14 protein-coding genes are annotated in these 16020 nt (G+C 59.7%); 5 read left to right on the forward strand and 9 right to left on the reverse strand.

Annotated elements, in window-relative coordinates:
* The first annotated feature begins 80 nt into the window (after window positions 1–80).
* Window positions 81–695, forward strand: a complete 615-nt coding sequence (locus tag WG78_RS09505; RefSeq protein ID WP_053937573.1) for a LysE family translocator — start codon at window positions 81–83, stop codon at window positions 693–695.
* A gap of 244 nt (window positions 696–939) precedes the next feature.
* On the opposite strand, the gene WG78_RS09510 is transcribed toward WG78_RS09505, so the two are convergent.
* Both WG78_RS09510 and purL read right to left on the reverse strand, forming a co-directional pair.
* A complete protein-coding gene (locus tag WG78_RS09510) occupies window positions 940–1248 on the reverse strand; it encodes a hypothetical protein (protein ID WP_053937574.1) in 309 nt (102 codons plus the stop codon).
* A 210-nt stretch (window positions 1249–1458) separates the two neighbouring features.
* Window positions 1459–5406, reverse strand: a complete 3948-nt coding sequence (gene purL / locus WG78_RS09515; RefSeq protein WP_053937575.1) for a phosphoribosylformylglycinamidine synthase — start codon at window positions 5404–5406, stop codon at window positions 1459–1461.
* A 517-nt stretch (window positions 5407–5923) separates the two neighbouring features.
* Between purL and WG78_RS09520 the strand changes: the two genes are divergently transcribed.
* The gene (locus WG78_RS09520) at window positions 5924–8434 is read left to right on the forward strand and encodes a family 20 glycosylhydrolase (RefSeq protein WP_053937576.1); all 2511 of its coding nucleotides are present in this window, start codon (window positions 5924–5926) and stop codon (window positions 8432–8434) included.
* A gap of 201 nt (window positions 8435–8635) precedes the next feature.
* Here WG78_RS09520 and WG78_RS09525 read toward each other — a convergent pair whose 3' ends face one another.
* The gene (locus WG78_RS09525; protein WP_053937577.1) at window positions 8636–10240 is read right to left on the reverse strand and encodes an alpha-amylase family glycosyl hydrolase; all 1605 of its coding nucleotides are present in this window, start codon (window positions 10238–10240) and stop codon (window positions 8636–8638) included.
* 162 nt (window positions 10241–10402) lie between these two features.
* On the opposite strand from WG78_RS09525, the gene WG78_RS09530 reads away from it, so the two are divergent.
* Window positions 10403–11089, forward strand: a complete 687-nt coding sequence (locus tag WG78_RS09530; protein WP_053937578.1) for a glutathione S-transferase — start codon at window positions 10403–10405, stop codon at window positions 11087–11089.
* Window positions 11090–11106: 17 nt separating this feature from the next.
* Here the strand turns inward: WG78_RS09530 and ispF are convergent, their stop codons facing one another.
* From ispF to rnhA, 5 genes are all read right to left on the reverse strand, one after another.
* On the reverse strand, window positions 11107–11580 hold the full coding sequence (gene ispF / locus WG78_RS09535; protein ID WP_053937579.1) for a 2-C-methyl-D-erythritol 2,4-cyclodiphosphate synthase: 474 nt from the start codon (window positions 11578–11580) through the stop codon (window positions 11107–11109).
* Window positions 11571–12068 carry a free L-methionine (R)-S-oxide reductase MsrC gene (gene msrC / locus WG78_RS09540; protein WP_053937580.1) on the reverse strand — a complete coding sequence of 166 codons (498 nt, stop codon included), beginning with the start codon at window positions 12066–12068 and terminating at the stop codon, window positions 11571–11573. The genes ispF and msrC overlap by 10 nt, the downstream gene beginning before the upstream one ends.
* A complete protein-coding gene (gene ispD / locus WG78_RS09545; protein WP_053937581.1) occupies window positions 12061–12768 on the reverse strand; it encodes a 2-C-methyl-D-erythritol 4-phosphate cytidylyltransferase in 708 nt (235 codons plus the stop codon). The genes msrC and ispD overlap by 8 nt, the downstream gene beginning before the upstream one ends.
* The gene (dnaQ, locus tag WG78_RS09550; protein WP_053937582.1) at window positions 12765–13505 is read right to left on the reverse strand and encodes a DNA polymerase III subunit epsilon; all 741 of its coding nucleotides are present in this window, start codon (window positions 13503–13505) and stop codon (window positions 12765–12767) included. Before dnaQ ends, ispD begins: the two co-directional genes overlap by 4 nt.
* 85 nt (window positions 13506–13590) lie before the next feature.
* On the reverse strand, window positions 13591–14031 hold the full coding sequence (rnhA, locus tag WG78_RS09555) for a ribonuclease HI (RefSeq protein WP_053937583.1): 441 nt from the start codon (window positions 14029–14031) through the stop codon (window positions 13591–13593).
* Between the two features lie 36 nt (window positions 14032–14067).
* Between rnhA and WG78_RS09560 the strand changes: the two genes are divergently transcribed.
* Window positions 14068–14394, forward strand: a complete 327-nt coding sequence (locus WG78_RS09560; protein WP_053937584.1) for a hypothetical protein — start codon at window positions 14068–14070, stop codon at window positions 14392–14394.
* Between the two features lie 32 nt (window positions 14395–14426).
* On the opposite strand, the gene WG78_RS09565 is transcribed toward WG78_RS09560, so the two are convergent.
* The gene (locus WG78_RS09565) at window positions 14427–15212 is read right to left on the reverse strand and encodes a class I SAM-dependent methyltransferase (protein WP_053937585.1); all 786 of its coding nucleotides are present in this window, start codon (window positions 15210–15212) and stop codon (window positions 14427–14429) included.
* Here WG78_RS09565 and gloB point away from each other — a divergent pair.
* Window positions 15211–15975 carry a hydroxyacylglutathione hydrolase gene (gene gloB, locus WG78_RS09570; protein ID WP_053937586.1) on the forward strand — a complete coding sequence of 255 codons (765 nt, stop codon included), beginning with the start codon at window positions 15211–15213 and terminating at the stop codon, window positions 15973–15975. The genes WG78_RS09565 and gloB overlap by 2 nt on opposite strands.
* The last annotated feature ends 45 nt before the right edge of the window (window positions 15976–16020 follow it).

Here is a 16020-nt window from a genome sequence, read left to right on the forward strand (position 1 = left end):
TTCCTCTCGCGGCGCAGTCATGCAAAATGCATAGACCCCGCTGACCCTGACCACCCGGTCATCCCTCAAGGAATTACCTGATGCGCCTCGACCTCTGGCTGGCTTTTGTCGCCACCACTTTGCTGATCTCCGCCACGCCGGGGCCGAATATGTTGCTGATGCTGTCGCACGGCACGCGTTATGGCTGGCAACGCACACTGGCGACGATGGCGGGCGCGCTGTCGGGCCTGGCCATTCTGTTTACGCTGTCGGCGTTTGGGCTGGCAGCGATTCTGGCGGCTTCGGCGACGCTGTTCATGCTTTTAAAAATCGTCGGTGCGGCTTACCTGGTGTATTTAGGCATTCAGTGCTGGCGCGCGGGCGCGAGCCTGCATCTGCCGCGCGCTGATGGTGAATCCGCCGCCAAACGCTATCGCCTGGGCCTTGCTGTAGCGCTGTCGAACCCGAAGGCGATTCTGTTTGCGGGCGCGTTTCTGCCGCAGTTTGTCGATCCGAATCTGCCGCAGCAACACCAGTGGGTGGTGCTGCTAACGACGTTTTTTATTATCGAAGGCACGTGGCAAGTGGCCTATGCCGCCGGTGGCGCCAGGCTGGCCGCATGGCTGGCTAGCCCACGTCGTATCAAGTTGTTTAATCGCGGCTGCGGCGGGGCGTTTTTTGCGGTGGGTGGCTTGCTGGCGCTGGCACGGCGCTAGGCGGCGACATTGCCGGATGCCCGGTGAGCGTGGCGCGTGCCGCTTGGGCGGCCGGCGGGCGGCCCCATGGGGGCCAATGACGTCCATGGCATAACCGGAATGTGCGTTGCCCCCAAAACCGGGGGTAACGCACCCTACGCCGCACTGCGCATAGGGTGGGTCTGGACCCACCCTCCAAAGCCGCATAGCAAAGCGTCGCGCTCTGTTACGCCACTTGGGGCGGAGGGTCCTGACCCACCCTATGTCATTGCGCTTTGTAGCACTGTTGTTTGTTGATCAGTTCATCCAGCGCGGCCAGGCGTTTTTTGCGGCCCAGCGTAATGGTGCCGGTCTCGCGGTCGATCGGGTCTTTCTTCAGATCGTCACGTTCCTTGATCAAATCAGCGCAGTTGGCTTTGTCCTGGGTTTCGGCCGCTTGCGAGGCTGCGTCGGGCTTGGGCTGTTCTTTAACCGACTCGGGCAGCGTCAGATCCAGTTTGGGTGCATCGGCCGCAAAGGCGGGCATGGCCACCAGCGCCAGCAGCGCATAAGACAAGTAGCGTTTCAAATACATGGGGAAGCTCCGGGCGGTGTTCTGGGTTTTATGCGGCGCGGCATGCGCAGCTATCCCATGGGTTATAGCCGTAAAAAAAGGCGAAGTGATCATCGCCTTTTTCTTTGCGCCCTACTTTGCGCTAACACCGCCTATTGCAACATCCGCCGGACGCCGGAGCGGTCGCAGGATAAATCCGACCGCACCGGGCTGCCGCGCAACTTCAAGCGTTTAACCCAACCACTTGCGCGCGTTGCGGAACATGCGCATCCACGGGCTGTCTTCGCCCCAATGCTCCGGGTGCCAGCTCATGTTAACGCTGCGGAAGGTGCGTTCCGGGTGCGGCATCATCAGGCTGAAGCGGCCATCTGCGGTCGTTACGCCCGCCACGCCTTTCGGGCTGCCATTGGGGTTAAGCGGATAGCGCTCAGTGGGTTTGCCCGCGCTATCGACATAACGCATGGCCACAATCGCCTTGCCCAGATCACCTTGCTGGCTGAAATCGGCAAAACCTTCGCCGTGCGACACCACCACCGGCATCTTGCTGCCCGCCATGCCGCTGAAGAACAGCGACGGCGATTCCGGCACTTCCACATTCACCAGCCGCGCCTCGAATTGCTCCGACTTGTTGCGGGTAAATTTGGGCCAGTCTTGCGCGCCCGGGATGATGCCGGCCAGGTTGGCCATCATCTGGCAACCGTTACACACGCCCAGGCCGAAGGTATCGCTGCGCCCGAAGAACGCTTCAAATTCAGCACGCGCCCGCGCGTTAAACAGGATGGACTTGGCCCAGCCTTCGCCCGCGCCCAGCACGTCGCCGTACGAGAAACCACCGCACGCGGCAAAGCCTTGGAAGTCGGCCAGGCTGATGCGGCCCGAGATGATGTCGCTCATGTGCACGTCAACCGCGCGGAAACCGGCGCGGTCAAACGCTGCGGCCATTTCCACGTGGCCGTTCACGCCCTGTTCGCGCAGCACCGCGATGCCAGGACGCACGCCCTTGGCAATGTACGGCGCGGCAATATCTTCGGACGGCTCAAACGACAACGTCGCGACCAGACCTTTATCCTGTTTGTCTTCGATGCGGGCAAATTCAGCATCGGCCACGGCCGGGTTGTCACGCAGACGTTGAATGCGATAGCTGGTTTCGCTCCAGGCTTTTTGCAGTTCAACGCGCGTTTCGTCCAGCAGCAGACGGTTGCGCTTTTTGATCTTCAGGCGGTCATCGTGGTTGAGCGTACCAATCACGTGCAGTTCGCTGCGGATGCCCACATTGCTGAAGGCGGCGATGACGGCCGCGGTATCGCTGCGCTTGACCTGCAGCACCGCGCCCAGTTCTTCGTTAAACAGCACGCCCATCACGCGACCGTTTTCGGCCTTCTCGATGGATTCCTGCGTCTGTTCGTCTTCTTCGCGCGCACGACGACGACGCTCGATACACAGCTCGTCAATTTCCAGCGTCACGCCAACGTGGCTGGCAAACATCATTTCGGCCACCGCCGCCACCACGCCACCATCCGAGCGATCGTGATAAGCCAGGATGCGGCCTTCGGCGTTCAGCTTCTGGATAATTTCAAAGAATGATTTGAGACGCTCCACGCTGACCACATCCGGCGCCCATTGGCCCACCTGGTTGTACACCTGCGCCAGCGCCGAACCGCCCAAGCGACACTTGCCATCGCCCAGATCAATCAGGATCAGATCGGTATCAAACTCGGGCTTCAGCATCGGCGTCAGCGTCTTGCGCACGTCGGTGACCGGGGCAAAGGCCGAGATGATCAGCGACAGCGGCGAGATCACTTGTTTCTGATCGCCGCCATCGTTCCACACCGACTTCATCGACAAAGAATCTTTACCCACCGGAATGCTGACGCCCAACTCGCGGCACAAATCCAGGCCGACGGCTTTGACGGTGTCATACAGATTGGCGTCTTCACCGGCGTGGCCGGCAGCGGCCATCCAGTTGGCCGACAGCTTGACGTCGCCCAGCTTGGCGATCGGCGCGGCGGCCAGGTTGGTCAGCGCTTCGCCCACGGCCATGCGGCCCGAGGCGGGCGCGTTGATCAGCGCCACCGGCGTGCGTTCGCCCATGCTCATGGCTTCGCCCAGCACGGTGTCGTAACCCATGGTGGTGACGGCCACGTCGGCCACCGGAACTTGCCACGGACCCACCATCTGGTCGCGCACGGTCATGCCGCCCACCGAGCGGTCACCGATGGTGATCAAAAAGGATTTATTGGCCACGCTGGGCAGACGCAACACGCGGAAGGTGGCGTCTTTCACTTCGAGGTCGGACGTGTTGAACACCGGGCGTTCCACCGGCTTGCGCGTGACATCACGCGTCATCTTGGGCGGTTTGCCCAGCAACACATTCATCGGCATATCGACCGGGCGATTGCCGAAGTGATCGTCTTCCACGATCAGTTGTTTTTCTGCGGTGGCATGGCCGACCACAGCAAACGGGCAACGCTCGCGTTCGCAGATGGCGGCAAAGTCATCGATCGAATCGGGCATGATCGCCAGCACGTAGCGTTCTTGCGATTCGTTGGACCAGATTTCACGCGGGGCCATGCCGTGTTCTTCGATATGCACCTTGCGCAGGTGGAACACCGCACCACGGTCCGCGCCATCCACCAGCTCGGGGAAGGCGTTGGAGATGCCGCCCGCGCCCACGTCATGGATAGACAGGATCGGGTTGTTGGCGCCCAGTTGCCAGCAGCGGTCAATCACTTCCTGCGCGCGACGCTGGATTTCCGGGTTGCCACGCTGCACCGAATCAAAGTCGAGATCAGCTGCGTTGGCGCCAGTGGCCATCGAACTGGCCGCACCGCCGCCCATGCCGATCAGCATGCCAGGGCCGCCAATCTGGATCAGCAACGCGCCATCAGGCAGATCGTTTTTGCCAATGTGGATGGCGCTGATATTGCCCAGACCGCCCGCCAGCATGATGGGCTTGTGATAGCCGCGACGCTCGCCTTGCCAGGTTTCTTCAAAGGTACGGAAATAGCCCGCCAGGTTGGGGCGACCAAATTCGTTGTTGAACGCGGCCGCGCCGATCGGGCCTTCGATCATGATCTGCAGCGGCGACGCAATGCGTTCCGGCTTGCCGTATTGCTCGGTTTCCCACGGCTGCAATGCGCCCGGAATATTGAGGTTGGACACGGTAAAGCCCGACAAACCCGCCTTGGGCTTGGAACCACGGCCCGTTGCGCCTTCATCACGGATTTCGCCGCCCGAACCGGTGGCCGCGCCAGGGAAGGGCGAGATCGCGGTCGGGTGATTGTGCGTTTCCACCTTCATCAGAATGTGGGTTGATTGCTCAACGTAGTTGTATTCGGCGCTGCCCGGCTGCGGAAAGAAGCGGCCAATGGTGGCGCCTTCAATCACGGACGAGTTGTCGTTGTAGGCCACGACGGTGCCTTCCGGATGCGCCTTGTGCGTTTCGCGGATCATGCCAAACAGCGAATACGGCTGTTCTTCGCCATCAATGACAAAGTCAGCGTTAAAAATCTTGTGACGGCAATGTTCCGAGTTGGCCTGGGCAAACATGGTCAGTTCAACGTCGGTGGGATTGCGGCCCAGCTTTTTGTAGTTCTCGACCAGGTAATCGATTTCGTCATCCGACAGGGCGAAACCGCTGTCGATATTGGCCTTGGCCAGCGCTTCGCGCCCACCGGCCAGGATATCGACACTGGACAGTTCGCGCGGCGCGTAATGGTGGAACATGTCCTGGCAGGCATCCAGCGATTCGAACACCTGTTCGGTCATGCGGTCGTGCACCAGCGGCAGCAGCGCGGTTTTTTCTGCATCGGACAGCGGCTGGCCGTCTTTGCTGGCGTACACGGCAATGCCGCGTTCGATGCGGGTGATTTTTTCCAGACCACAGTGATGCAGGATGTCACTGGCTTTGGAGGACCACGGCGAGATGGTGCCCAGACGCGGCAGCACCAGCAGCAAGGTACCCACGGCGGCGTCGGTTTGCGCCGGTTCGCCATAATGCAGCACGCGCGCCAGCGTATCTTGCTCGGCGGCATCCAGCGGCTGTGTGGTTTCGGCAAAGTGCCAGAATTCGGCGTAGATCGCTGCTTTGATCCCTTGTTCGGCCAGCGCGGCCTGGAGTTTTTCGACGCGGAACGCAGAAAGCGCGGTGCCGCCGCGCAGCTTGAGGACATCAGCCATGTGTAGGGTCCGGATTTGGCAGAGGTAAACGGAGGCGTAATTGTACCGAAAATGCGTGCTTTGCGGCTGTCCGATTGGCCTGCGTTTGGCCCCAACTGACGCCCGCATCACGCTTTTGCAATCAGATTTGTATCAAACGGCAGATCCAGGCAAAAAAACCACGCCTAGGGTGTTTCTACTAGGCAATCAGAAAATGCTGATGCAGCATCTGTCCGGGCGGCCTACAAAAAAAGACTTTGCTGTGATTGCCCGGATCGGATCACAAGCCCGCACAAAGGCCTACGCTACACCTACAACACGGCCCCCCAAAGGCCGGAGAACCCATAGGGTGGGTCTGGACCCACCAATCAAAGCCGCCTGCAGAAGCCAGTCACTTTGCATACAGCCGGGTTTATCGGTTTAGCTGCTGCCACGCTGAGGTCGCGCACTTGGCAAACCACTTTGGCTGGTGGGTCTTGACCCACCCTATGGGTATCAGATTTTTTCAGGATTCAGGATTCGTCGAGGAAACAAACAAATGACCCGTCCCGCAGGTAGCCAGCTCAAGCTGACATGGCAAAACATCGGCAATCATGTCGATGGCGACAATTTCGAGTGTGAACTCACGCTCACCAACCATTCCGCCACGGCGCTGTCGGGCAATGACTGGGCAATCTATTTCAGCTTCTGCCGCAAAGTGCACCCCGATTCGGTGACGGGCGGCGTGGGCATCAAACATATCAATGGCGATCTGTGGCAACTGACGCCCACGGCCGACTTTGGCACGCTGGAACCCGGTGCCAGCCGCAAGATCACCTATCGCGGCATGTTCTGGGTGATCCAGAACACCGACGCCCCGCTCGGCTTTTATATCGTGTACGACGATGGCACCCCGGCCGCGCACGCCTCAGCGATTGGCGACCCGGAAATCATCGCGTTTACCCGCCCGGAACAACGCAATCGCAACCTCAACGACAAAGTAACGCCGGTAACCGCCGCCAGCCGCTTTGACGACAATGCCATGCTCAGCCTGCTGCCCGCGGCGCAAACCGGCCTGATTACGCCCAAGCCGCTGTCGTTGACCAAGGGCCACGGCGAATTTGTGATCGACGCCGCCACGCTGATCGTCCATAGCGATGATCTGGCCGCCGAAGCCGCCTTTCTGCAGCAAAGCCTGGCTGACCTGGGCGTGCGTCCGTCACGCGCCGCAGCCGGCGCGGGCATTACGCTGCAGATTGGCTCGGTTGAAGTCAAAGGCCACACCGGCGCGGCGGAAGAAGCCTATCGCCTGGAAGTGACCAGCGCTGGCATCAGCATTACCGGCGCCACCGCGGCGGGTGTATTCAATGGCATTCAAAGCCTGCGCCAGTTGCTGCCCGTCAGCGCCTGGGTTAACCCCGCGCCGACGCTGGCTGTGCCTGCCGTCATCGTGGTCGACGCGCCGCGCTTTGCTTATCGCGGCATGCATATCGATGTGGGCCGTAACTTCTCCAGCAAAGAAACCGTGTTGCGCCTGCTGGAAGTGATGGCGCTGTACAAGCTGAACAAATTCCACTTTCACATCACCGATGACGAAGGCTGGCGTATCGAGATCCCCACGCTGCCCGAGCTGACCGAAATCGGCAGCCGCCGCGGCTTTACGCTGGACGAAACCGACCAGGTGGTGCCGAGCTTTGGCTCAGGCGCGGTGGCCGAAGGTTCGCACGGCACCGGCTTTTACACGCGCGCTGACTTTATCGAAATCCTGCGCTTTGCTACTGATCGCCATATCGAAGTCATCCCCGAAATCGACGTACCGGGCCACGCCCGCGCCGCGATCAAGGCGATGAATACGCGCCATCAACGCCTGCTGGCGCAAGGCCGCGTGAACGAAGCCGAAGAATATTTGCTGGCTGATTTTGACGACGAATCAAAGTACGAATCGGTGCAGTTGTGGCACGACAATGTGATCTGCATCGGCCGCGAATCGGCGTATCGCTTTATCGAAACCGTGGTCAGTGACTTGCACGCCATGTTTGAAGAAGCCGGTGCGCCGTTCAAGGCCCTGCACACCGGTGGCGACGAGATTCCGCACGGCGCATGGGAAGGCAGCCCGATCTGCAAAGCGTTTATGGCCGAGCAAGGCTTTGAAACCATTCAGCAATTGCAGGATTACTTCCTTGGTCGCTTCCGCGACGTGCTGCAGCGGCATGGCCTGGCGGTGGCGGGATGGGAAGAAATTGCGCTGATCAAGGAACAGCAAGCCGACGGCAGCCACAAGCTGGCGCCGAACCCGAAATTTACCGACGCCAATTTCCGCCCGTATATCTGGAACAACGTGTGGGGCTGGGGCCAGGAAGATATCGCGTATCAGTTGGCCAACGCGGGCTACAAGGTGGTGCTGAGCAACGTCACCGATCTGTACTTTGATCTGGCGTATGCCAAAGACCCGGAAGAGCCTGGCTATTACTGGGGCGGCTTTATCGAGACGCGTAAGCCGTTCTGGTTCTGCCCGCTGGATATTTACACCACAGCCACCACCAACCTGTTCGGGCATGACCTGGATCGTAAACAGCTCGATGCCATGGCGCGGCTGACCGATACCGGCACGCAGAATGTGCTGGGTATCCAGGGCCAGCTGTGGGGTGAAAACGCACGTAATGCCGGTCGCGTGGAATATCTGGCTTGCCCGCGGATTATTGCGCTGGCCGAACGCGCCTGGGCGGCTGATCCGGGCTGGACCTTTATCGCCGATGCAGCCGAACGCAATGACAAGATGAACGCGGACTGGAACGAGTTTGCCAACCGCCTGGGCCAGCGCGATCTGGTGCGGCTGGATGGTTTCCTCGGCGGCTACGGCTATCGCATTCCGCTGCCGGGCGCGAAGGTGGACGGCGGCAAGCTGCACGCCAACGTCAGCGCCCCGGGCCTGACCGTGCGCTACACCACCGATGGCAGCGAGCCGACGGTGTTCAGCGCGATTTACGGTGAACCGGTCGCGGTAAAAGGCGAGATCAAGCTGGCCACATTCAACAGCACCGGCCGCAAGAGCCGCACCGTGACGGTGTAAAAAACCCGCAGCAATAGGGTGGGTCTGGACCCACCTTTCAAAGCCAGCGAGAAGAACCACGCAATTTGATTGCTTCTTCTCTTTGGCTTTGGCTTTGGCTTTGGGTGGTGGGTCTGGACCCGCCTTTCAAAGCCAGCGAGAAGAACCACGCAATTTGATTGCTTCTTCTCGTCGGCTTTGGGTGGTGGGTCTAGACCCACCCTATTGCGCAATCGCTTGCAACACCAGCGCTTGTTGCGGCACCAGTTTGACGGTGTCGCCCGTCACGACTTGCGACAAAGCGCTGCTGCTCAACAGCGGCGCCCATTGCTTGCCGGCCAGATCGCCCTTCAGCGCAAACTCAGCCGGTTTGCGGCTGTAGTTCAGCAGCACCAGCACTTGCTTGCCGTCTTTCTCCCGCACATACGCCATCACCGCGTCGTCTTCTTCGCTCAACACGCGCAGGCTACCGGTCTGCAATGCCGGTTGGTTGCGGCGCAAGGCGATCAGGCTGCGATAGGTTTCCAGCAACGACCCTGGCTGCCCAGCCTCGACGGCCACATTGCGCCGCTGATAATCATTGCCCAGCGCGCGGAACGGTTTGACCTTGGAGAACCCGGCAAACGTGCTGCCATCCCATGCCATCGGGCCACGCAAACGCTGATCGTCGTATTGCACCGGTTCGCTAAAGGTCTGGCCGATTTCTTCGCCGTAATACAAAAACGGAATGCCGGGCAAGGTTAATAGCGTAGCGGCCGCCAGTTTATAAGCGCCCGGATCATCGCCCAATTGCTGGCCTATGCGCGCGCCCGCAAAACTATCGTGATTGGACAAAAACGTGGCCATGCGTGGCATGGGTTTTTGTTTTAGATAGTCATATAGCGGGCCCATCGAGCGGCCCATCTGCACGCTTTTAATAATCGAAGTCTGCAAGCCAAAGGCAAATGCACTGCCCGCCGAATCGCTGGCTGAAAACTCAGCCGGTGCGCTCGGCACTTCGGCCACCATATAACGCTTACCGTATTGATTAAGCAGATCGCGAATCTTGCGCATGATGGCGTGATTCTCCGGCTGGTTTTCCCACAGATTGGGGCCGTTTTCGACCAAAGCGCCCACGGCATCAAAGCGGAAACCATCCACGCCGCGATTCATCCAGAAACGCAGATTGTCCAGATGGAATTCCAGTACCTGCGGAGTGCGGAAATTAAAGTCCGGCATGATGCTGGCAAACGCGCCGTAGTAATAACCGCTTTTGCCGGCATACCAAGGGTCCCCGCCATAAGTCACCCAGCCTTTGGGCTTTTTATCATTCCACACATACCAGTTGCGCCACGGCGAAGCCGGGTCGCTATTGGCGGCGGTAAATAGCGGATGCATATCCGAGCTGTGATTGATGACGTAATCCAGAATCACGCCTATGCCGCGCTTGTGCGCTTCGGCGACAAAGTGGTCGAAATCAGCCAGCGTGCCGTAATCGTGTTCGATATCGCGGTAATTGGTCACCGCATAACCGTGGTCATGATCGGAGCTTTGATAGATCGGCAATAACCACACGCCGGTAATCCCCAGCGCTTGCAGATAATCCAGCCGTTGCGTCAGCCCTTTAAAATCGCCAATGCCATCGCCATTGCCGTCCTGATAAGACCGCACGAGGATTTCCATAAACACGCCGCGCTGCTGCCAATCTACAGGCAGGCCGCTGTCTTTAATCTGTACCGGCACTGCGCCAATATCAGCGGGGGCGGCGGGTTCTCCGGCAAATAAAGGTGCGCCGATCAAAGTGGCGGCCAGACCGGCCAGTTTCAGCTTGGTAAAGGGTGAACTCATCAAAAAGTCTCCTGCGTTGCGCGCAGCATAGTCTCAAACCGTTTTGAATGCTTATAAGGCCTATCCCGGAGGGCCGATATGCGCCAATCGCCGACACGCCACGCGCGCAATCCAGGCTAAAGTCAGGGCCAGCTTTTAAAAACACCTTGCGGAACCCCGACGATGATTACCGTGCATCACCTCAACAATTCGCGCTCGCAGCGCGTGTTATGGCTGCTGGAAGAACTGGGCGTGCAATACGAAATCGTGCGCTATCAGCGCGATGCCAAAACCATGCTGGCCCCGCCCGAATTGCGCGCGATTCATCCACTGGGCAAATCGCCGGTGATTACCGATGACCGTAATGGCGCGCCGGTGGTGATTGCCGAATCGGGCGCCATCATTGAATACCTGCTGGATAACTATGGCGAAGGCTGGTTGCGTCCGGCCAGCAATACGCCGGAGCGGCTGCGCTTTACCTATTGGCTGCACTATGCCGAGGGCTCGATCATGCCGCTCCTGGTCATGAGCCTGGTCTTCAACAAGATGCCGGAACAACCGATGCCGTTCTTTATCCGGCCGGTGGTGCGCGGTATTGCCAGCAAGGTCAAAGCGGTGTTTTTGGGGCCGCAACTCAAAACGCATCTGGCGTTTATTGAGGGCGAATTAAACAAGAGCACCTGGTTTGCCGGAGAAGAATTCTCGGGGGCGGATATCCAGATGAGTTTTGCCATGGAAGCGGCCAATGCGCGCAGCGGCTTTAGCAAATATCCCAAAGCCAAAGCTTGGCTGGAGCGGATCCATGCCCGCCCCGCCTATGCGCGCGCCCTGGAGAAAGGCGGACCTTTCTCGCTAGGCGATCCGGCTTGATCAGCTTGATCTACTGATCAGACCGGCAACAACAAACAGACGGCCTGGGCTTCGACGGCTTCGGAATTGCCGACCGGGCCCAGCTTTTCGTAGGTTTTGGCTTTAACGTTAACCTGGCCGGCTGCAATCCCGAGGTCGGCCGCGATATTGGCCACCATGGCCGGAATATGCGGCGCCATTTTCGGACGCTGAATCAGAATGCTGGCGTCGACATTGCCCACTTTCCAACCGGCCGCATTCACGCGCTTGACGGCCTCGCGCAAGAGTACGCGGCTGTCCGCGCCTTTGAATTCGGCGGCGGTATCCGGAAAATGCCGGCCGATATCGCCCAAGCCTGCCGCGCCCAATACCGCATCCGTAATTGCGTGCAACAAGGCATCGGCATCCGAATGGCCCAGCAAGCCCAGTTCAAACGGAATGGTGACGCCGCCCAGAATCAGCAAGCGATCGGGCACCAGACGGTGCACATCCCAGCCCTGACCTATGCGCATGCCACGGCCTCGGTTTGCGTCACGATGGCGGCCACTTGTTCCAGCCATTCTTTATCGATGGCGTCATAGGTGTTCAGATCGGTCGAATCGACATCCAGCACCGCAATCACTTTGCCGCTGGCGTCATGCAGCGGTACCACGATTTCGGAACGCGACAGCGATGAGCACGCAATATGACCCGGAAAAGCGTCAACATCAGGCACCACTAGCGTTTCGTTACGCGCCCATGCGTCGCCACACACGCCTTTGCCGTGCGCAATGCGCGTGCAGGCAATCGGCCCCTGGAACGGCCCGAGTACCAGTTCATCGCCCACCACGCGATAAAAACCGGTCCACAGCCAGCCAAAGGTTTGTTGCAACGCGGCCACGGCATTAGCCATGCGCGCGATTTCGTCGTTTTCGCCGTCGAGCAGCGCGCGGATTTGCGGCACCAACGCGGCGTATTTAGCGGCCTTGTCGCCGTCTTCAATAATCAGATTTTCAGCCATGCGGCGCTTCCTTGCGTTGTTGCAGGATCAGGCTAGCCAGTTGCAGATCCTGCGGGTAAGTCACTTTGAGATTCCACGGGCTGCCGTGCACCAGGCGCGGGGCGTGGCCCTGCTGTTCCATGGCGCTGGCTTCATCGGTAATGTGGGCTTCGGAGACGTGATCCAAAGCGCCGGTCAGCGGGCCGACGCGAAACATTTGCGGCGTTTGCGCCTGCCACAAGCCGTCGCGCGGGCGGGTGGCGGCGATATGCTGGTCGGCCGACGCCTGCTTGAGCGTATCGGCCACCGGCACCGCCAGGATGCCACCGACCGCATCATCGAACAGCGTATCGATCAGTTGGTCCACCAGTTCCGGCGCGATACAGGGGCGTGCGGCATCATGCACCAGCACCCAGTCTTGCGGATTCTGGCCGGCGGCAGCCAAGGCGTTGAGGCCATTGCGCACGCTGCGGGCACGGGTGTCGCCGCCACAGCGCAACACGGTCAGTCGCGTAAAGCCGGACCAATCAAACTGATCCCAATCATCATCGTCAGCGCTCAGCACCACCACAATGCGTTGCAAACGCGGCACCGCGTGCAAGGCGGTGAGCGTGTGCCAGATCAGCGGCTGCCCCAGCAAGGGCAAATATTGTTTGGGTTGGGCCACACCCATGCGGCTGCCGCTACCCGCAGCGGGCAGCAACGCGATACAGGCGGTCATGCCGCAGCCTCGGCCGGGACGGGCGGTGCTTCGATGGCGTGCCACAAGCATTGGCCTTTGACGATCTTGTCGAGATCGTTGAGATAACTCTCATGCAGCGTCAGCTCTTCCGGCGTCGGCAGCGCCACCTTGAGTGCGCCACGGCTGGCGCGCACCACAATCTGGCCATTGCTGTCGGTGCTGCCGTCGTTGACGAAGTCCATCAACAAGCTGTCCTGGCCGCGCGTCATGGCCAGATACACTTCGGCCAGCAGTTCGCAGTCAATCAGCGCGCCGTGCAATACCCGCGCCGAGCGATCGACTTCAAAGCGGTCGCATAACGCATCCAGACTATTACGCTTGCCGGGAAACTGGTCTTTGGCCATCGCCAGCGTATCGATCACGCTATGCACATAGTCCTGAATCTTGCCGCGCTTGAGCTTGCCCAGTTCGTGGTTCAGAAACGCCACGTCAAACGGCGCGTTGTGGATGATCAGCTCGGAACCGCGTACGAATTCGAGAAACTGGTCGACCACATGGGCAAACTTCGGTTTGTCGGCCAGAAAGTCGGTGGTCAGCCCGTGCACGTTGAGCGCGCCCTCTTCGCTATCGCGTTCGGGGTTGATGTACAGATGCAGATGCACATCCGCAGCCGAGACCTTGCGGTCGATCATTTCGACCGCGGCAATTTCAAGAATACGGTTGCCGTCTTCCACGCGCAGGCCGGTGGTTTCGGTATCCAGAAGAATTTGACGCATAAGCTACAGCCCAACCTTGTAAAACAACTTGTTACGGCTTGCGCAGGGGCACGCCGGCGCGCCCCGCTCAGCACAATGCCAGCGCTTAACGACCCAACACCGAATCCACGCCACGATTGGCCAGTTGATCGGCGCGCTCGTTGAGCTCATGACCGCTATGGCCTTTTACCCAGCGCCAGGTGACCTTATGGCGCGCTACTTCGGTGTCCAGTCGCTGCCACAAATCGGCGTTTTTGACGGGCTTTTTGTCGGCCGTCTTCCAGCCGTTGCGTTTCCAGCCATGAATCCAGCTTTCGATGCCATTCTTTACGTACTGCGAATCGGTGTAGACGATGGCATCGCACGCGCGGGTAAGAATGCCCAGGCCTTCGATCACCGCCATCAACTCCATGCGATTGTTGGTGGTATGTGCTTCGCCGCCAAACAATTCTTTCTCTTGTGCGCCATAACGTAATAAAGCGCCCCAACCGCCGGGACCAGGGTTGCCCTTACAGGCCCCGTCGGTATAAATCTCTAATGTGGCCATTCAGAATCCATTAATAAAACCAACCGGGAGAACCCCATGCGCGTCGCACTGCTCGCTCTGACCCTGATTGCCGCCACCGTGGCGGCGCCGACGCTGGCCGCGCCGTTCTGCCTGTGGAAAGTACCTGCCGGCAAAGATGTCGCGGCGCGCTACGACCGTTATCTGAATCTGACCGTGGTGCAATATGTCGATCTGACCGATAACGACGTGCATATTGTATTTGGCGGCGGCAATCTGGGCAGCGGACACGATCTGCATATCGCCATCAAGAACCGCACCGACGGCCTGCGCATCCTGCAAGATCTGGCCGATACGGCACGCGCTTGCGACAAAGACACGCCAGTGCCGCTGGCCAAATCCTGAGGGCCGGCGCCCGCTTTTTTCATCCCACTGCATTACGGCTTGCAGCGATCTTTGGCGGCTTGTTGCTGCAGACGCTCGATCCGCGCATCGCCTGCCTTGTCGATCGCGGCCGCCGGGGCCGTGGTCGGCGTGGGCACGCGCCGCCATTTCGGTTCGATCATGCGCACGCCCCGCACGCGCTTGACCACATCCAGGCAATACACGCCACCGGCCGCGGGCCACCAACGATCGCCCGCGTCCTCTAAAAATTTTGACCGCGTCAGCCATTTCTCGCGCTGCACCGGCAAGCTGTACAGCAGATATTCGCCGCGCATGCTTTCCAGGTTCAGCAAAGACAACCAGTCTTTCAGCCGCGGCAACGAAATAAACTGCCCGCGCCACGGTACTTCGTGTTGCTTGTGCTTGAAACGCTTTAACCCCCACAGGCTCCACGGATTAAAGCCCGTGATCAGCAAGCGGCCTTCGGGCACCAGCACCCGTTCGGCTTCGCGCAATACCTGATGCGGATCGGTGCAATAATCCAGCACATGCGGCATCACCAGCAAATCGATCGATTGCGCCTCAAACGGCAAGAATTCGCCGCAGCAACGCACGCGCGTGCCGGCCGACTGGCCGACCAGCGTGCGCCACGGCATGCGGTTGGCGCGCAGACAATCCATCTGCGGCAATTCCAGCTGCACCGCCTTATAACCAAAGATGTCTGCGGTGGTCCGATCAAACCACGCGGCTTCTTCGGCCAGCAGATAGCGGCCTAGCGGGCTTTGCAGCCACTCGGCAAAATAGTCGAACGTATTTTCCACACCAACGGGCATGTCCATGTTCAAGATCACCCCGATTCCGATTCTGGAAACGAATTATATCTGGCTTTTGCACGATGACCGCCATGCGTTTGCGGTCGACCCGGGCGAAGCGGCGCCGTTGCTGGCGTATCTGGCCCAGCACCAGCTTAGCCTGGCGGGCATCCTGGTTACGCACCACCACGGCGATCATACCGGCGGCCTGGCACAACTGGCCCAGGCCGCGCCCTGTCCGGTGTACGGACCTGGTCATATTGACCTGGTTAACCATGCGGTGACGGAAGGCAACACGCTGGATGTGCAGGGCACGCCGGTGGAGGTAATGGCCGTGCCGGGCCATACGCTCGATCATCTGGCATTTTATGCAGCAGGCGCGCCGGGCGCCGTATTCTGTGGCGATACCTTGTTTGCCGCCGGTTGCGGCCGTTTGTTTGAAGGCACGCCCGAGCAGATGTTTGCCTCACTGCAAAAGCTGGCCGCGCTGCCGCCCGCCACCCGCGTGTGCTGCACACATGAATACACGCTGGATAACCTGAAATTTGCCCTGGCCGCCGAGCCGGGCAATCTGGATCTGCAGGCGCGTTTTGCCGCCGCACAATTTACGCGCGCAGCGGGCCTGCCCACGCTGCCTTCCACGCTGGAACTGGAAATTCAGACTAATCCTTTCCTGCGTTTTGATGCCGTTGGCATCAAAGAAAGTGCTTTAGCTCAAGGCGCGCAAGCACTTGATCCAGTGCAGGTTTTTGCAACACTGCGCCGATGGAAGGATCATTTCAGAGCCTGAATCCGACCGCCCGGCCCATTCAAGCCCAATCGCGCATTGACAGCG

It is taken from the genome of Amantichitinum ursilacus (genome assembly GCF_001294205.1).
Lineage (GTDB): Bacteria > Pseudomonadota > Gammaproteobacteria > Burkholderiales > Chitinibacteraceae > Amantichitinum > Amantichitinum ursilacus.